This is a genomic window from Pseudoalteromonas sp. SG44-17 (genome assembly GCF_014164235.1).
Taxonomy (GTDB): Bacteria; Pseudomonadota; Gammaproteobacteria; order Enterobacterales; family Alteromonadaceae; genus Pseudoalteromonas; species Pseudoalteromonas rhizosphaerae.
In genome coordinates, this window is record NZ_JACJEV010000013.1 from 55,143 (window position 1) to 72,715 (window position 17,573).

16 protein-coding genes are annotated in these 17,573 nt (G+C 41.3%); 12 read left to right on the plus strand and 4 right to left on the minus strand.

The window, feature by feature from the left end:
- The 9 genes from H5182_RS11240 to ttcA all read left to right on the plus strand — a co-directional run bounded on the left by H5182_RS11240 (nucleotide 1) and on the right by ttcA (nucleotide 7,778).
- Nucleotides 1-186 carry a cbb3-type cytochrome c oxidase subunit 3 gene (locus tag H5182_RS11240; RefSeq protein WP_064667100.1) on the plus strand — a complete coding sequence of 62 codons (186 nt, stop codon included), beginning with the start codon at nucleotides 1-3 and terminating at the stop codon, nucleotides 184-186.
- Nucleotides 183-1,148: a cytochrome-c oxidase, cbb3-type subunit III gene (ccoP, locus tag H5182_RS11245; protein ID WP_145233511.1), complete on the plus strand. Its 966-nt coding sequence runs from the start codon at nucleotides 183-185 to the stop codon at nucleotides 1,146-1,148. The genes H5182_RS11240 and ccoP overlap by 4 nt, the downstream gene beginning before the upstream one ends.
- A gap of 149 nt (nucleotides 1,149-1,297) precedes the next feature.
- A complete protein-coding gene (locus H5182_RS11250; RefSeq protein WP_145233509.1) occupies nucleotides 1,298-1,789 on the plus strand; it encodes a FixH family protein in 492 nt (163 codons plus the stop codon).
- Between the two features lie 10 nt (nucleotides 1,790-1,799).
- Nucleotides 1,800-4,175 (plus strand): heavy metal translocating P-type ATPase, encoded by a 2,376-nt coding sequence (locus H5182_RS11255; RefSeq protein WP_182731416.1) that lies wholly within the window; start codon nucleotides 1,800-1,802, stop codon nucleotides 4,173-4,175.
- On the plus strand, nucleotides 4,172-4,339 hold the full coding sequence (gene ccoS / locus H5182_RS11260) for a cbb3-type cytochrome oxidase assembly protein CcoS (protein WP_145233504.1): 168 nt from the start codon (nucleotides 4,172-4,174) through the stop codon (nucleotides 4,337-4,339). The genes H5182_RS11255 and ccoS overlap by 4 nt, the downstream gene beginning before the upstream one ends.
- Complete coding sequence (locus tag H5182_RS11265) at nucleotides 4,332-5,003, plus strand: sulfite exporter TauE/SafE family protein (RefSeq protein ID WP_182731415.1); 672 nt, start codon at nucleotides 4,332-4,334, stop codon at nucleotides 5,001-5,003. The genes ccoS and H5182_RS11265 overlap by 8 nt, the downstream gene beginning before the upstream one ends.
- Nucleotides 5,004-5,044: 41 nt before the next feature.
- On the plus strand, nucleotides 5,045-5,779 hold the full coding sequence (locus H5182_RS11270) for an FNR family transcription factor (RefSeq protein ID WP_145233499.1): 735 nt from the start codon (nucleotides 5,045-5,047) through the stop codon (nucleotides 5,777-5,779).
- Between the two features lie 92 nt (nucleotides 5,780-5,871).
- Nucleotides 5,872-6,798, plus strand: coding sequence for a universal stress protein UspE (gene uspE, locus H5182_RS11275; protein WP_182731414.1), 927 nt, complete (start codon nucleotides 5,872-5,874; stop codon nucleotides 6,796-6,798).
- Between the two features lie 74 nt (nucleotides 6,799-6,872).
- Nucleotides 6,873-7,778, plus strand: a complete 906-nt coding sequence (gene ttcA / locus H5182_RS11280; protein WP_145233494.1) for a tRNA 2-thiocytidine(32) synthetase TtcA — start codon at nucleotides 6,873-6,875, stop codon at nucleotides 7,776-7,778.
- Between the two features lie 68 nt (nucleotides 7,779-7,846).
- Here ttcA and secF read toward each other — a convergent pair whose 3' ends face one another.
- The 4 genes from secF to H5182_RS11300 all read right to left on the minus strand — a co-directional run bounded on the left by secF (nucleotide 7,847) and on the right by H5182_RS11300 (nucleotide 12,405).
- Nucleotides 7,847-8,773 carry a protein translocase subunit SecF gene (gene secF, locus H5182_RS11285; protein ID WP_182760031.1) on the minus strand — a complete coding sequence of 309 codons (927 nt, stop codon included), beginning with the start codon at nucleotides 8,771-8,773 and terminating at the stop codon, nucleotides 7,847-7,849.
- A complete protein-coding gene (gene secD, locus H5182_RS11290; protein WP_182760032.1) occupies nucleotides 8,770-10,623 on the minus strand; it encodes a protein translocase subunit SecD in 1,854 nt (617 codons plus the stop codon). Before secD ends, secF begins: the two co-directional genes overlap by 4 nt.
- Before the next feature lie 107 nt (nucleotides 10,624-10,730).
- Nucleotides 10,731-11,228: a hypothetical protein gene (locus tag H5182_RS11295; protein ID WP_182735214.1), complete on the minus strand. Its 498-nt coding sequence runs from the start codon at nucleotides 11,226-11,228 to the stop codon at nucleotides 10,731-10,733.
- Nucleotides 11,229-11,355: 127 nt separating this feature from the next.
- Complete coding sequence (locus H5182_RS11300; RefSeq protein ID WP_145233486.1) at nucleotides 11,356-12,405, minus strand: NAD(P)-dependent alcohol dehydrogenase; 1,050 nt, start codon at nucleotides 12,403-12,405, stop codon at nucleotides 11,356-11,358.
- 222 nt (nucleotides 12,406-12,627) lie between these two features.
- Between H5182_RS11300 and H5182_RS11305 the strand changes: the two genes are divergently transcribed.
- The 3 genes from H5182_RS11305 to H5182_RS11315 all read left to right on the plus strand — a co-directional run bounded on the left by H5182_RS11305 (nucleotide 12,628) and on the right by H5182_RS11315 (nucleotide 17,503).
- On the plus strand, nucleotides 12,628-14,370 hold the full coding sequence (locus tag H5182_RS11305) for an ABC transporter ATP-binding protein/permease (RefSeq protein ID WP_145234073.1): 1,743 nt from the start codon (nucleotides 12,628-12,630) through the stop codon (nucleotides 14,368-14,370).
- A 173-nt stretch (nucleotides 14,371-14,543) separates the two neighbouring features.
- A complete protein-coding gene (locus H5182_RS11310) occupies nucleotides 14,544-16,610 on the plus strand; it encodes a M13 family metallopeptidase (RefSeq protein WP_182757657.1) in 2,067 nt (688 codons plus the stop codon).
- A gap of 179 nt (nucleotides 16,611-16,789) precedes the next feature.
- The gene (locus tag H5182_RS11315; RefSeq protein ID WP_145233481.1) at nucleotides 16,790-17,503 is read left to right on the plus strand and encodes a YebC/PmpR family DNA-binding transcriptional regulator; all 714 of its coding nucleotides are present in this window, start codon (nucleotides 16,790-16,792) and stop codon (nucleotides 17,501-17,503) included.
- The last annotated feature ends 70 nt before the right edge of the window (nucleotides 17,504-17,573 follow it).

Here is a 17,573-nt window from a genome sequence, read left to right on the forward strand (position 1 = left end):
ATGGATTACGGAACATACAGAGGCATTTTAACTCTGGTAATTTTAGTACTATTTATTGTCATTGTTGTGTGGGCATATAGTAAGCGTAGTAAAACACGTTTTAAAGACGCCGCTAATGTCATCTTTGAAGATGAGAAAAAACATAATGATACAATCTCTAACGAGGAAAAGGGGTCTGAGAAATGACTAGCTTTTGGAGTATATGGGTTATTGTATTAACCCTTGCATGCTTATTTATCATTTTTGGATTACTAGTGTGGAATTTAACAAACTACACTGGTGTTAAAGAAGGTGAAAGCTGCGGGCACGAATTTGATGGTATTGAAGAACTAAATAATCCACTACCTAAGTGGTGGACTTACATGTTCTTTGCAACATTTGTATGGTCAGTTTATTACTTAGCAGCATATCCTGGCCTAGGTAACTGGGAAGGTATTGCTAAGTGGAGCAGTTCTAACCAGGGTATAACCTCTTTAGCTGAATCTAAAAAAGCAGTTGAAGAAGCTAAAGCGAATGGCGAATTTGTAAAGCTTGATGCGGAATATCGCGCTGCAGATGAGCGTTTTGGTCCTATTTTTGCGGCTTATGCTCAGCAAGATATTGAAACACTTGTTACTGATGAAAAAGCACTGGAAATTGGTCAGCGTTTATTTGCTCAAAACTGTTCACAGTGTCATGGTTCTGATGCTCGTGGTGGTCAAGGCTTCCCTAACCTAACTGATAAAGATTGGTTATATGGCGGCACGCCAGATAAAATCAAAGAAACACTTTTATATGGTCGTATTGCTGCAATGCCACCTTGGGGTGCTGCATTGGGTGAGCAAGGCGTTAAAGAAATGACTGCTCATGTACTAAGCTTATCAGGTCGTACCGTTAACCAGAAAGATGCAGCAGCAGGCGCAGCTAAGTTTGCAATGTGTGCCGCGTGTCATGGTGCTGATGGTAAAGGTTCAGTTGCACATAACTTACCGTTTGGTGCACCTAACTTAACTGATAACATCTGGCTGTATGGTGGTTCTCAACGTGCTGTTGAAGAAACACTTAATAACGGCCGTGCCGGTGTTATGCCTGCATGGAAAGATATTTTAGGTGAAGAAAAAATCCACCTATTAACTGCATACGTTTATAGTTTATCGCAAGATAAATAATTAAAATGTTAATGGGTTGTTTATATTTTAATGTTTTAATTCAATAGATTAATTAAGATCAAAAAAGCCTCCATCTGGAGGCTTTTTTTTAGTCTTTTCAATTTAAATCCTATAAAATGCCCTTATCGCAAAACAAATTAAGTGTATTTATGACCTCTACTCCTTGGTATAAAAATTTCTGGCCGTGGTTTTTAATCTTTTTTCCGCTAGTTGCCATCATTGGCTGTATTTCCCTCTTTATAACTGCGATCGGCAATGGCCCTGATATGGTGGTTGATGATTACTATAAAAAAGGCAAAGCAATTAATTTAGAATTGAGCAAATTTGATAAAGCCAAAGCGTTATATTTACATGGGGAATTAAACGTCGAAACAGACAAAGTAAGCTTTAAATTCAATAAAGGGGATACCAGTAATATCCATTCTTTAAAGCTATCGTTTTACCACCGTACAATCCAGGCCCATGATTTTAGTACTCATTTAACCCCTAATGCAAATGGTGAATTTACAGCAATTATTGATCCATATAGTGATGGTACTTATACTGTATTTATTGAGCCAATAGACGGTAGTTGGAAGTTAAAAGAAAACATCACTTTGCCAAGTAAGCAAAGTATTACCATAAGTCCTGAATATAAGTAGTAAAGCTATCATGTCTAATAACTGCTTTCATTGCCTTGAAAGTGTACCATCTGGTTTTAGCGCGACTGTTGTTATAGACGCAAGCGCGCAACCGATGTGTTGCATTGGCTGTCAAACCGTTGCCGAGACAATTGTTGCTCAAGGTATGACAGATTATTATAAATTCAGAACCGTACGCGCTGGTAAAGTAGAACAGCTAGTACCAGAGCAATTAGCATTTATTAGCAGTTACGATAATCCAGATATTCAAGACGAGTTTATTTCTCAAACCAACGACATCAGTGAAGTGTTATTGACCGTTGAAGGGATCACTTGTGCCGCCTGTGCATGGTTGATTGAAAGGCAGCTGTTAAATATACCCGCAATCAAACGCGTTGACGTAAATACATCAACAAACCGTGCGATGATCCAATGGCATAAAGATCAGACACCACTAAGCGACATTATCAAATCGTTATTAGAAATTGGCTACAAGGCCTACCCGTTTCAAGTCGATATTGAAGCAAGTCAAAAGCAGCTAGTTGCCAAATCGTACATTCGCAGGCTCGGCGTAGCAGGCTTAATGACAATGCAAGTGATGATGTTTGCTTTCGCCATGTACTTTGGCATGTTTTCTGGCATGGAAGAAAGCTTTGAACAGTATTTTCGATGGATCAGCTTAATACTCGCTTCACCGGTTATTTTATACAGTGCTATGCCCTTTTTAACCAATGCAATTAATGGCTTAAAAGCCAAGCAGTTAAACATGGATCTTCCTGTATCCCTGGCTATTTTTGGCGCATATGGCGCAAGTAGTTACGCCACAGTGATGGCCGTGGGCGAAGTGTATTTTGAATCAATTTGTATGTTCACCTTCTTATTATTGCTAGGTAAATATTTAGAGTTTAGGGCTCGACTGAAAGCCAGTGAGTTTACTGCTAACTTACAAAAGTTATTACCACTTACAGCCCGTACTTTGGATGAAAACGGCCACGAACATATTATTGCAGCTAAAAAATTAAAACTCGGTGACCGAGTCTTAATTAAAGCCGGAGAAACAATTCCTGCAGATGGTGTTATTTGCTCTGGTAGCACCACCGTTGATGAAGCAATGATGACAGGTGAGCATTTACCAGTTAGTAAGTACATTGATCATCAAGTTTTTGCCGGTACCGTGAATCATGATGGTGTAATTGAAATCCTTATCAATAAAATTGGTCAAAATACTCTTTTAAACCAAATAATTAAATTGCAGCACAGTGCGCTTGCCACCCGTCCTAAACTGGTGGAAATCACCGACAAAGTGGCACAGTGGTTTGTTGCCTGCTTGCTGGTATTTGCCTCACTTACCGCCATCGGCTGGTATCAAGTTGACCCTGAACATGCCTTTTGGATCACCATTGCGGTCCTTGTTGCAACTTGCCCATGTGCGCTAAGTTTAGCAATTCCAACCGCCTTAACCTGCGCGGTGGCTACCTTAACCCGCAAAGGAATACTCATTAAGCAGTCTCATGTGCTAGAAACACTACCACAATTAACGCGCGTTGCTTTTGATAAAACAGGCACGTTAACACAGGGGCGTTTTAGCCTAGATGCTGTGGACTTATTAGCAAATTCTTTATCTAAAAAACAGATTTTGGCTCTTGCAGCACAACTTGAAAGTTACTCCGAACACCCTATTGCGACTGCATTTAATGAGTTCACACCCACACAGCGCGACTTAACGAATATTAAAATTCATCCTGGCTGTGGCATCACCGGTGAAGATGACAATCATAACTATGCAATTGGTAAAAGTGGTTGGTTCAACAGTAAAAAAAGTAATGCTCAAGCAACGTTCTACATTGATCAACAACCGGTTGCTAATTTTTACTTTGTAGATGAAGTAAAAAGTAATGCTGCAAACTTAATTACCTCTTTACAACAGCAAGGCTTAACCTGCCACATGCTAACTGGGGACGCCTCAAATGCAGGGCAACAAATTGCTAAGAAGCTCAAACTTGATAGCTTTAAAGTAGGCTGTCTACCAGAGGATAAACAAAGCGAAGTGAAGCTGTGGTCAAGCCAAGGTGAAATTGTTGCCATGGTAGGAGATGGTGTCAACGACAGTCCAGTGTTTAATAGCGCGCATTTATCTATCGCAATGGAAACCGGCGCTGATATTTCCAAAAACACCGCCGATGTGGTATTACTCAATAGTGATTTAGCCGCTATAGAGCATTTATTGACGGTATCGAAAAAAACACGCCGAATAATAAAGCAAAATTTAGCGCTTTCATTGCTCTATAATGGTTCAATCTTACCGCTTGCGGCATTAGGCCTAGTTGCACCTTGGATGGCTGTGATTGGGATGTCTGCCAGTTCCATCATTGTGATCAGTAACTCACTAAGGTTATTAAAATTATGAGTATAATTTATATTCTAGTTCCAATTGCTATTTTATTTGTACTGATCGCGATTGGAGTGTTTTTTTGGGCCGTTCGCGGTGAACAATTTTCAGATTTAAACAAACAAGGTCATAGCATTTTGTTTGAAGATGATAAAGAGCAGCACAAAAAAAGTAATGATTGACCCCTTATTTGTCAGCGCTTTTATCATGGGCCTTATTGGCAGCGGACATTGCATAGCAATGTGTGGTGGTATTGCCAGCTCCTTACAATTAGCCACAGATAAAACCCGACCATTGCAGTACTCCATTGCGTATAACATCGGTCGTGCCGGCAGTTATATGCTCGCAGGGGCGCTCGTTGCTGGGATCAGCAGCCATTTTGCCACCCAAAGTCATTGGTTCGCGTTAATTTTAGCGTTTTTAAGTGGCCTGTTTATGATTTTGGTTGGCTTGTATATCATGCGGTTAGGCGCAAGCTTACAATGGCTGGAATCGCTAGGGAAAACCTTGGTGTGGCAGCACTTGGTAAAACTAAATCGTTTTATAATGCCAATCAACTCATTACCTAAAGCAATGGCTTATGGCGCATTATGGGGTTGGTTACCCTGTGGTTTAGTTTATTCAGCGCTAACCTGGGCGATGACCAGCAACACAGCCCTTGATGGCGCTCTAGTCATGCTATTTTTCGCGCTTGGTACGTTTCCCGCGATGTTAAGTATCGGCATGGGCGCACAAGTATTACATAAAGTATTAAATCACCCATGGGCACGAATAGCACTGGGCAGTGTACTTATTTGGTACGGGATTTATTTACTTATCATTGCAACTGACAAGCTGCTGCATTAATCTTAACAAATTAATGTGACAACATTTAATGGACTGAACTAATGGATTTATATCAAAACAAAGCCAAAAATAATTGCACAATCAGCTGCAATGACTGCAGCATAAGTCAACTGTGCTTACCTTTTACCCTCAATGGGCAAGAAATGGATAAACTTGATGAAATCATTGAGCGTAAAAAACCATTACACAAAGGGGATTTTCTTTTTGAATCAGGAGCGCCACTGAACGCTATTTTTGCTGTTCGTTCTGGTTCATTTAAGTCCTACACCCTTTCAGAGCAAGGTGACGAGCAAATTACTGGCTTTCACCTCGCAGGAGATTTAATCGGCTTTGATGCAATAAATAAAATGGCACACCAAAGCTTTTCTCAAGCGCTCGAAACCTCAATGGTATGCGAAATTCCATTTGAAACACTTGATGATCTAGCGGGTAAATTACCAAAACTACGCCAGCAGATTATGCGCCTGATGAGCAGTGAAATTAACTACGACCAAGAAATGTTTTTGTCACTGAATAAAAAATCAGCCGAAGAGCGCTTAGCTAGTTTTATCTACAACTTGTCAAATCGCTTTGGCGAACGCGGGTTTTCTCGTAAAGAGTTTCGCTTTACCATGACCCGTGGTGAAATTGGTAATTACCTTGGTTTAACCGTTGAAACGATTAGTCGTTTACTGAGTCGTTTTCAAAAAGCTGCTTTAATAAAAGTGGAAGGTAAGTTTATCACTATTCTAGATAGTGATGGGTTATCCGCAGCTGCAGCAATCCACCCAAAATAAACTTGATCTAGCGCAACTAGTTGTTAGCTGTTACTTTAACTACTCACGTTATACGTTACACTCTAGCTATAAAGTAGTTAAAGGAGCAGCTTATGAACACCATCAAACAAATACTCGCCATTATTGATCCAACCGCTGAGTCTCAGCATGGTTTATCTCGCTCTATCGAATTAGCCAAAAAGTCCGGTGCCAGTATCACCGCTTTTATGAGCATTTATGATTTTTCCTATGAGATGACGACCATGCTCTCTGGCGATGAGCGCGAGGCAATGCGCAATGCCGTCGTTAAAGACCGTCAGTTATGGCTGGATGAAATTTTGCAACACTACCCAGACGTCGATATTAACAGCCAAGTGGTTTGGCATAATCGCACTTATGAAGCGATCATCGATACGGTAATAGACCAACAGTTTGATTTGGTTGTAAAAGGAACTCACCAGCACGATACACTTAAGTCAGTAATTTTTACTCCAACCGATTGGCATTTAATTCGTAAATGCCCAGCCCCGGTATTATTGGTAAAAGAGCACGCTTGGCCTTCGCAGGGTAATATTTTAGCTGCTGTTAACGCTGTAAGTGAAAACCAACAGCACCTTGATTTAAACCATCGTATTATTCAAGATGCGCAGTTTTTATGTGAACTGGCTAACGCAAGCCTTAGTATCGTTAACGCCTATCCTGCGACACCGGTAAACATTGCAATTGAAATCCCTGAGTTTAACCCCAGTATTTATAACGAATCGGTAAAAAAACACCATATAGAATCGACCCATGAGTTAGCAGCTAGTCATCAAATCGCCCAGCAAAACTGTGTCATAGAAGAAGGTTTACCAGAGGACGTGATCCCTGATGTAGCAAAGCGCCTTAATAGTGAATTAGTGGTGATTGGTACGGTTGGCCGCACTGGATTAAGTGCAGCCTTAGTAGGTAACACCGCAGAGCATGTCATTGACAGCCTTGATTGTGACGTATTAGCCTTAAAACCCGACGGCTATGTGAGCCCGCTGGCAAAAGATTAAATAAATTTTGTTGATTGAAACTTTAGGCATATAATACGCCCCTTTATTTTACCCATAGTTCTAAAGGGGGCGTAATGTCGCATTCTGTTCAAGCCAAAGCTCAACATAGCTTATCTAAGTTACAAAAACGCTTACGTCGTCAAACCGGTCAAGCGGTGATGGACTTCAATATGATTGAAGAAGGCGACCGTATCATGGTGTGCCTCTCTGGTGGAAAAGACAGTTATACTCTACTTGACATGCTGCAGCATTTACAGCGTGTTGCACCTATTAAATTTGATTTGTTTGTTGTTAACCTTGATCAAAAGCAACCAGGCTTTCCTGAACATGTATTGCCAGCATATTTAGACACTCAGAATATTGAATACAAAATTGTTGAAGAAGACACCTACAGTATAGTGACTGATATTATTCCTGAAGGTAAAACAACCTGTTCGCTATGCTCACGCTTACGTCGCGGTATTTTATATCGTACCGCAAATGAAATGGGGGCCACTAAAATCGCCTTAGGTCATCATCGCGACGATATGATCGAAACCCTATTCTTAAATATGTTTTATGGTGGCAAACTGAAAAGCATGCCAGCTAAATTAATGAGCGATAACGGCGAGCACATGGTAATTCGTCCATTAGCCTACTGTAAAGAAACAGATATTGAACAATATGCTATCAGCCAAGCATACCCTATCATTCCATGTAATCTGTGTGGCTCACAAGAAAATCTGCAACGCAAACATACCAAAGCGATGCTTGCACAGTGGGATATTGAGCACCCTGGTCGTATTGAGAGTATTTTTACTGCAATGCAAAATGTTGTGCCTTCGCATCTAGCAGATAATGAGTTATTTGATTTCACCAACTTAAAAACCGGTGAAGTAATTGATGGCGGCGATATTGCGCTTGATAAACCAGACATACCAAAACAACCTGTACTTAACGATGATGAAACAGCTGATGTTGTGACAATTAATTTAAGTTAACAAATTAACTTAAATAATAACAATGCCGCGTATATCGCGGCATTTTTGTTTTTCGTTGATAAAGTTAGTTACGGCATATCCATCAACGCTTGGCTTTGCTCATCGACCTTAACTTGATAGTTTTCATGTCTTAAACCAAGTAACTGCGGTAACGTTGCAGCAATACAAATTGACGATAATGTTCCCACAACAATTCCTACAAATAGTGCGATAGAAAACCCCTGTAACGGCGCACCAGCCAATAACCACACACTCGCCACTGTAGCAAGAGTAGTGCCTGAGGTGATCAAAGTACGGGTCAAAGTGCTCTTAATTGATTCATTGATCACCGTATTCACGCTAGCTTGTTGTGTTGTGGAATCTAAGCGCAGTAGCTCGCGTACCCTGTCCCCGACAATAATTGAATCATTTAATGAATAACCAATGATTGCCAGTAAACTCGCTAACACGGTTAAGTTAAAATCAAGCTGTAACCATGCAAATAAACCAACTACCACCACCACGTCATGCATTAAAGCCACAACCGATCCCAACGCTAAACGCCACTCAAAGCGTAGCGCTAAATAAACCATCACGGCAACCATTGCCGCAAATAATGCCAAACAGCCTTGTTCAAATAATTCATCGCCAACTTGAGAGCCTAAGTAAGAAGATGACAACACTTCAGCACCCAATGTCTCATCTTGCGTAAGCGTTGCTAACCAAGGCGATGTACTGGCTTGCTCTGCCTCTCTTAACTGAAAGTGCTGGCTAGATTGAGCGCTTAAGGTAAAGTCATCATGGTGATAATAATTAATTTTTTTCGCCAGCTCAGCCTCACTAATTGGCACTGCAGTGGTAAACTCAGTTAAATAGCCACCAGTAAAATCAAGGCCGAAATTCAATCCTTTTGTAGCAACTCCTATTACAGAGAGCAGCACTAGTAGGATAGATAAAACCAACCCCGATAAACGTAAGCGGGTTGTGGTGCTCATTTTTTCATTTGAATTGCTCATGCGCGAGCTCCTCGCTTATTTGCCAATTTTAAATACAAAGTCTGACTCAACGCCTTAGAAACATACACCCCGGTAAATACGCTAGTTATTAGCCCTAACGCCAGCGTAATTGCAAAGCCTTTGATTGGCCCATAGCCAATACCATATAAAATAATTGCCGTGATCATAGTGGTAATATTAGCATCAAAAATTGTCGCAAATGCTTGTTGGTAGCCCTGCTCTATCGCTTGATATGGTGCTCGGCCTTTACGGCGCTCTTCTTTGATCCGCTCAAAAATAATAACATTAGTATCAACAGCCATACCGATTGTCAGTACCAGCCCGGCTATGCCCGGTAAAGTTAGCACCACGCCAGGCAGCAGTGACATTAATCCTACTAAAGCTGTTAAATTCAATAATAAGGCAATATTTGCCACCAGCCCTAAACGGCGATACCACAGCGCCATAAAGGCTAATGTAATACCCATTCCCAACATTAAGGCCGCGAGCCCATTATGTATGTTATCTGCGCCCAAGCTTGGCCCAATGGTTTGTTCTTGTACGATTGTCACCGGCGCAGTTAATGAACCTGCACGTAATAGCAATGCTAAATCCTGCGCCGCTTGTGGGCTTTGCATATTAGTAATACTAAATTGGCTACTCAAATGTTGAGCTATATTGGCAACATTAATCACTTCACTTTTTTTAACTACTTCACCTTTGGCATTTTTATAATATTCAGAATACACCGTTGCCATTGGTTTACCGATATTACGTTTGGAAAATGCCGACATCGCCTCGCCACCTTGGCTATCAAGGCTAAGTTGCACTAGCGGCTTGCCCCATTCATCGCGCCCTGCATGGGCATTATTGATGTGTTGTCCCGAAAAAATAGCAATTGGGTCTAAATTGATCGAGCCACCATTTTGCAGGTTAAAGGTTTTTCCGCCGATTTCTTTAAGCTGATAAAAATCAAGCGACGCTGTTGCACCTATAATACGTTTTGCTTCACTTGGATCTTGTACACCGGGTAACTCAATACGAATACGTTGTTTACCTTGGCGCTGGGTAACTGCTTCAGTAATGCCTAATTCTTCAATACGGCCTCTTAAAGTGGTTAAGGTTTGACTCATTACTTCTTTATCAAACGCATTACTACCTTGTTCACTAAAACTAAATGCCACCGTTGTTAAATTACCCTGTGAATGCGCAGTTGCCATTAAACGCTCAAAACGCTTTAGTACATTCGCCTGTACTGCGGCTAAGTCACTTTTAGCAGCAGGCAACGCATGTAATTCAAAACCATGGGCATTTTTTTGTACACGAACACCTCTGGCTTTTTCATCACGAATAATTGTTTTAGTTTGTTCATACGCACTATCAAGTTGCTCTTGTTGCGCTTTCACTAAATCAACATCTAATACAAATAACACACCACCATTAAGATCAAGACCTAATTTTATAGGTGCTAATCCTAAGCTTTGTAACCAATCGGGACTTGTTTGATGCGTAACTATTTTTGCATTCAACTGCGTAAATTCACTTTTTAACGCTTGTTGCGCTGCGGCACTTTTGGTTGGCTCTTGTAGTAACACATTTAATGAAAGGCTGTTTTGCGCCACTTGAATTGATTGCTCAACCAGAAACCCATGTTGATTTAAAAAATCAATAACAGATTTTTGCGAAGGAGTATTCGCTAGTAACTGCTGTGAATGTGGCTGGCTCTGCGTTGTACTCAGATGCAGCCACGATTTTGCTGGATATAAATTTGGTAAGGCACTGATCGCTAATAATACCAGCGCCAAAAACATCGCCATATAGCTTATTTTAAAACGCTGTAGCAGCGGTTTTTTTGATGAATTTTTTAACATATTGCTTCCTTTAAACCAATGCAAGCATCGGTTTCTCGCCTCATAGGCGCAGTAATTTATTTGCTTTAGTTGAATGACTAAAACATCGAAAAAATTAGTAGGAAGAGTTAACTGTAGTAAGTAAGTACTGCACGGTATTGTAAGTTGGCGTCTTTCCAACCACTAATCCGTGATTTTTTACCTTCGTAGGCTACAAACCAAGGTAATGTTATTGGCGGTTCAAGGGGTTGTAAGTAAAGTTGGCGCGCAAGGCTAGGTACAAAAAACTCAAATATTGCCACATAACTTGGCTCAACTTGGCTTTGATACAGAAATAGCGATGAATTACTCGCTGAAAAGCGTGGCTGTAAAGACTCAAACCCCGCGCCTTCTGTTTGTTGATCAGCCGCCGCAATTGGTACCTTCTTGGTAAAAGGGGTGATATCTGATACTGAAGTATCAAATACCTTCACCTCTAAAGCACTCAAATCAGATAACATCGCCGACTGAAAAAAAGCGGTAGGCTGGCTCACATTAGCCTCAGCGTTGCTCACAGCATTAGCCTGCACACTAAAAAGTGCAGTAAACAGCAGTAATACAGTAAGGACTAAGCGAAAACGGATCATTTTATTATCTAAATAGTAAGCTGGTATTATAAATGGGGAGTAATTGCCCTATTTCAATAGCTAATTTGCAATTGAACAAAAAAAACCGCAAGTAAAACTACTTACGGCCAAAAATCACAGTCGATAATTAAGCGACTTCAAGTGAGGACATGTCAATGACATAACGATGAGACAAGTCACCTTCTTTTAAGCGTTCAAAAGCCTGATTAATGTCTGCCATATTGATCATCTCTACTTCCGGTAAAATATTATGCAGCGCACAGAAATTAAGAATTTCTTGAGTTTGTGCAATACCACCAATCAAAGAGCCAGCCACGCGGCGACGCCCCAATAATAATGGCACCGAGTTTGATTCAGCCATCTCACCCACTTGTCCGACTAATACTTGAGTACCATCAATATCTAATAGGGGCATATAAGGGGTAAAGTCATGCTTAACTGGAATAGTATTAATGATCACATCAAACTGATTAGCGTATGCTTTCATGGCTTGTTCGTCTTTAGATACCAGTAAACCTTCAGCGCCATATTCCAACGCTTGCTGTTTTTTATCATCTGATCGACTAATAGCTGTCACATGGGCACCCATTGCCGCAGCGATTTTAATTGCCATATGGCCTAACCCACCTAAGCCAATAACGCCAACTCGGCTACCAGGCCCGACATTAAAAGTACGTAGCGGCGAATAAGTGGTAATACCCGCGCATAAAATTGGCGCACACTTAGCAAGATCAAGTGATTCTGGAACGTTTAAAACAAACTCTTCGCGCACTACAATGTGTTTAGCGTAACCACCTTTGGTTGATTCACCAGTGATACGATCTTTTCCTGAATAAGTTCCGACCATGCCTTCGCGACAAAATTGCTCTTCGCCTTTGTGGCATTGGTCACACTCAAGGCAGCTATCAACCATACAACCAACTGCTACATTATCGCCAACTTTGTATTTAGTCACTTTGCTGCCAACCTCAGTGACACGACCTACAATCTCATGTCCTGGTAAAATTGGGTAACTGGTGCCACCCCAATCATTATTTACGGTATGAAGATCTGAATGGCACACCCCGCAATATAAGATTTCAATCGCAACATCTTCATCGCGCAAATCGCGTCTTTCAAAATGAAATGGCTCTAATGGCGTATTAGCTTGATGTGCTGCGTATCCGATAGTTTTCATCTGCTTTCCCTTCTTTGTTAAAAACTGAGTTTAATTAACCACTCTAAAACATTGTCTTAAGCTGCCTAAACTGTACTATGTGCTGTTAGTAGTATAGCCCTAGATACAAACTGTTAAAGTTTATACCCTAGGCTACTAGAAAAAGTTTAATGCAGACTTAATAGAGTTAGAGAAAATATGCGCGGAATGGGTAAACAAGAAGCAATAAAACATCATGATGCGATGAATTTAAAGCAAAGCATTGTCACCTTGTGGCCTTACTTAGTTGCTTTTAAAGGCCGTGTAACACTTGCAACACTGGCATTGATCGCCGCAAAGGGTGCCACTTTATTGATGCCATGGGCGCTGAAAGAAATAATCGACAGTGTTGATCCAAGTTTACAAAATATAGTCATCGTACCCATAGCTTTACTGTTACTGTATGGCGGACTACGTTTTGCGAGTGTGTTTTTTGGTGAAGTACGTGATGCGTTGTTTGGTCGTGTAACTGAACATGCTATGCGCCATATTGGCCTAAAAGTATTTAATCACCTACACAGCCTTGAGTTGTCGTTTCATCTTGATAGGCAAACTGGCGGCATTAGCCGTGATATAGAGCGTGGCACCAGTGGCTTAAGCTTCTTAATGCGCTTTTTAATGTTCAATATTGTGCCAACTTTATTTGAAATAGCCGTAGTTGCGATTATTTTTGCAACTTTATTTTCGCCGTGGTTTGCCGTAGTTACCCTGCTTGCAGTGGCTTTATATATTACCTTCACGGTTGTTGTAACACAGTGGCGCAACCGCTTTATTCGCGAAGCAAACCAAGCCGACAATAATAGTAACAGCCGTGCTATTGACAGCTTACTTAATTATGAAACCGTTAAATATTTTAATAATGAAAAGCATGAAGCACAAACATATGATGGCTTTTTAGCTAGTTGGGAGCAAGCCCGGCTTAAAAACCGCTTATCGTTGCTTGCCCTTAATTCAGGTCAAGCCTTGATCATAGCAGCAGCGATCACCGCTTTAATGTGGCTTGCTAGTATTGAAGTGGTTAAAGGCACACTCTCTATTGGTGAGTTGGTAATGATCAACGCCTATATGATCCAATTATTTTTACCGCTCAATTTTTTAGGCTTTGTTTATCGAGAAATTCGCCGCGCCTTAACCGACCTTGAAAATATGCTCGGACTATTAACCCGTAAACCACTCATTTCAGATAAAGCAAATGCACAACAGCTCAATATACAACACGCTGATATAGAATTTAAAAACGTTAACTTTGGCTACCATCCATCAAGACCTATCATTAAGCAGCTTAGTTTTTCTATTAAAGCAGGCAGCAAAGTCGCGGTGGTGGGCGCCAGCGGTGCAGGAAAAAGCACCCTAGCCCGTTTACTGTATCGCTTTTATGATATTGACAGCGGTGAAATACATATTGATGGTCAACAACTTACTAGCGTCACACTCAACAGCTTGCGACAAGCGATTGCCATTGTGCCACAAGATACTGTGTTATTTAATACCAGCATTCGCGACAACATTGCTTATGGCCGTCCAGATGCTACAGCACAAGACATTGATAATGCTATTAATATGGCGCATTTACGCAGCTTTATTGATAGTTTAGATAAAGGTGATCAAACCCTCGTTGGTGAACGAGGTTTAAAAGTTTCAGGCGGTGAAAAACAACGCATTGCCATAGCCCGAGCCATTTTAAAACGCTCCCCTATTATCATTTTTGACGAAGCAACATCAGCGCTAGACTCTCATTCCGAGCAAGCAATATTAAAAGCCATGTCTGCACTAGCCTCTAATCATACCAGTTTAGTTATTGCTCATCGATTATCAACAATAACAGATGCAGATACGATTATTGTGCTCAAAGAGGGCCAGTTGATCGAGCAAGGCAAACATGATGAGTTACTTAAATTCAATGGTGAATATGCGCGCATGTGGGAACTTCAACAAAAAACAGCATAAACATGGAGACTCATCTTCGGCGCGGGATACACACTGTATGCCGCGTAGTTTGTTGTTTCACCTAACTGAGAAGTAATTCACCTCAAAAATTTGTCTGTTTTTAGGTTATCAATAACAATCTGAGTTAGAAAACGTGCAATAAAAATAATTAAATTACATTCAGGGGAAGTCCAATGAAAAAAACACTTATTGCAGCAACACTTGCTGCCACATTTCTGACCGGCTGTTCAGAGCCCAAAACAACACAAGCGCAACAGCCTAGTACCGAAACCCAGACAGCAAAAGCTGAATTAGGTAGCTTTGGGGTAGATTTAACAGCCCGCAATGAAGCCATAAAACCAGGTGATGACTTTTTCATGTACGCCAGTGGCACATGGTATGACAACTACGTTATGCCTGCCGATAAAACTCGCTACGGTGCATTTGCAGGATTGGCAGAACGTAGCGAAGAGCGTGTTAAGGCAATTATTGAAGAGATCGCAGCCCGTAAAGATTTAAATACTGAAGAAAAGTTAGTTGCCGATTTCTATAACGCGTATATGGATACAGATACCCTTAATAAGCTTGGTGTGTCGCCAATTAAACCACTACTAACGGAAATTAGTAACGTTTCATCAACCGATGATCTAACCAAATTATTTGGCCAATCGTGGTTAACGGGCGTTAACTCGCCTATCGGTGGTGGCATGTGGTTTAACCGCTTAGACCCAAATAAATATGAAATGTCATTAGGCGCTGGCGGCTTAGGTTTACCAGATCGTTCTTACTACCTTGAAGATTCTGAACGTTTTGTTAAAACTCGTACTGCTTATGTAGCCCATATCGCCGACATGCTTAAATTTGCAGGTGTTGACAATACAACTGAACGTGCTGAGGCAATTTTAGCCCTTGAAACCAAAATAGCACAAGGCCACTGGCCACGAGAAAAACGTCGTAACCGCGACCTTACCCTAAATCAAATCGAACGCAGCGAGCTGAGCTCTAGCTACCCTGATTTTAATTGGGATCTGTATTTTGAACAAACAGGATACCAAGTACCACAGTTAAATGTATCGCAACCAGAGCCGATCAAAGCAATGATTGCATTGATCAATCAAGAAGATGTTACTGTATGGAAAGATTACTTAACCTATCACGCACTAAGCTCTAATGCAGAGCTACTGTCTGAAGATGTATTCAATACTAACTTCGCATTTTACGGAAAAGAGCTAAATGGCCAGCAAGAGCCACGCCCACGCTGGAAACGCGCTATCAGCCAAATGTCGAGCACTGATTCATTAGGTTTTGCCATTGGTAAAGTGTATGTAGCACGCTACTTCCCTGAATCATCAAAACAACAAATGTCAGCATTGGTAGAAAACCTGCGAACGGCTCTGGGCGAACGTATTGACAACCTAGACTGGATGGGCGCAGAAACGAAAGTAAATGCCCGCGCTAAACTCGCTGCGTTTGTGCCTAAAATTGGCTATCCCGATGTATGGCAATCATTTGATGGTTTAAGCATAAGTAGCAATGATTTGATGGGCAACATCAAAAATACCCGCGAGTTTTTCCGAGCTGAAAGCGCTGCAAAAGAATTGCAAAAAACCGACCGTAACCGCTGGGGCATGACACCACAACGTGTTAACGCTTACTACAACAGTTCGTTTAACGAAATTGTATTCCCTGCAGCAATTCTACAACCACCATTTTTCGATCCTAATGCCGATCCGGCAGTAAACTATGGTGGCATTGGTGCCGTGATTGGTCATGAAATGGGCCATGGTTTTGACGATCAAGGCTCTAAATCAGATGCTAACGGCGTACAACGTAACTGGTGGACAGATGCCGATCGTGCTGCATTTGATGCCAAAGCCGACCAACTTGCTGCACAATACAGTCAATACGAGCCAATCCCTGGTAACTTCGTTAATGGTCGTAATAGCTTAGGTGAAAACATCGGTGACGTGGGTGGGTTAGCAATGGCTTATCACGCTTACAAACTCAGCCTAAACGGTAAAGAAGCGCCTATTATTGACGGCCTTACGGGCGATCAACGGTTCTTCCTAGCCTGGGCACAAGTATGGAAAGAAAAACGCACTGAGCAAAGCATGTTAAACCAGCTTCGTGGTGGCACACATGCACCCGGTCGCTTTAGAGCACAAGCACCACGTAACCACGATGCATGGTACAAAGCATTCAATGTACAACCGGGTGATGCCTTGTATTTACCAGAAGATCAACGCGTACGTATTTGGTAATAACCCGATACATTTCGATTGAAAATATAACCCGCAACTGCGGGTTATATTTTTTGTGCTGCTTGCTCACTCAAAGCAACTTTAATTCCCACTGAATTCTGTATTTCCAAGCGAGTTGGGTATAGAATACGGCACTACAAAATTTATACTTTTAAAAACATATTTAAGGCGAAACGCAGATGGGAAGAGCTTACCAAAACAAAAAAGATTCAATGGCTAAGACTGCGGGTGCTAAAACTAAAGTTTACTCAAAGTACGGTAAAGAAATTTATATTTGCGCAAAAAATGGTGGTATTGATCCCGATGGCAACCTATCGCTACGTCGTTTAATTGAACGCGCTAAAAAAGATCAAGTACCAGCACACGTAATTGACCGCGCAATTGATAAAGCCAAAGGCGGCGGCGGTGAAGACTACTCAGCAACTCGTTACGAAGGCTATGGCCCTGGTAACTGCATGATCATTGTTGATTGCTTAACTGACAACAACAAACGTACCTTTGCTGATGTACGTGTATGTTTTACTAAAGCAAACGCTAAAATTGGTGCACAAAACTCGGTATCTCACCTATTTGATCATTTGGCTATTTTTGTATTTGATGGCGATGATGACGAAGCCGTGCTTGAAGCACTAATGATGGCTGACGTTGATGTTACTGACGTAGAAGTTGAAGCCGGCAAAGTCACTGTTTTTGCTCCGCATACTGAGTACAACAACACCCGTACCGCACTTGAAGAAATGGGCGTTACTGAGTTTGATGAAGATTTGATCTCTTTTGTGCCGCAAGTTGAAGCACCAATTGCAGGCGAAGACGTAGAAGTAATGGAACGCTTTTTAGCGATGCTTGAAGATTGTGACGACGTACAAAACGTGTATCACAACGCACAATTTTAATTTTATTGACTAAAATTATGACTAAGGCCAACTTGATTGGCCTTTTTATTTTCTTATTGTTAAACCCCTA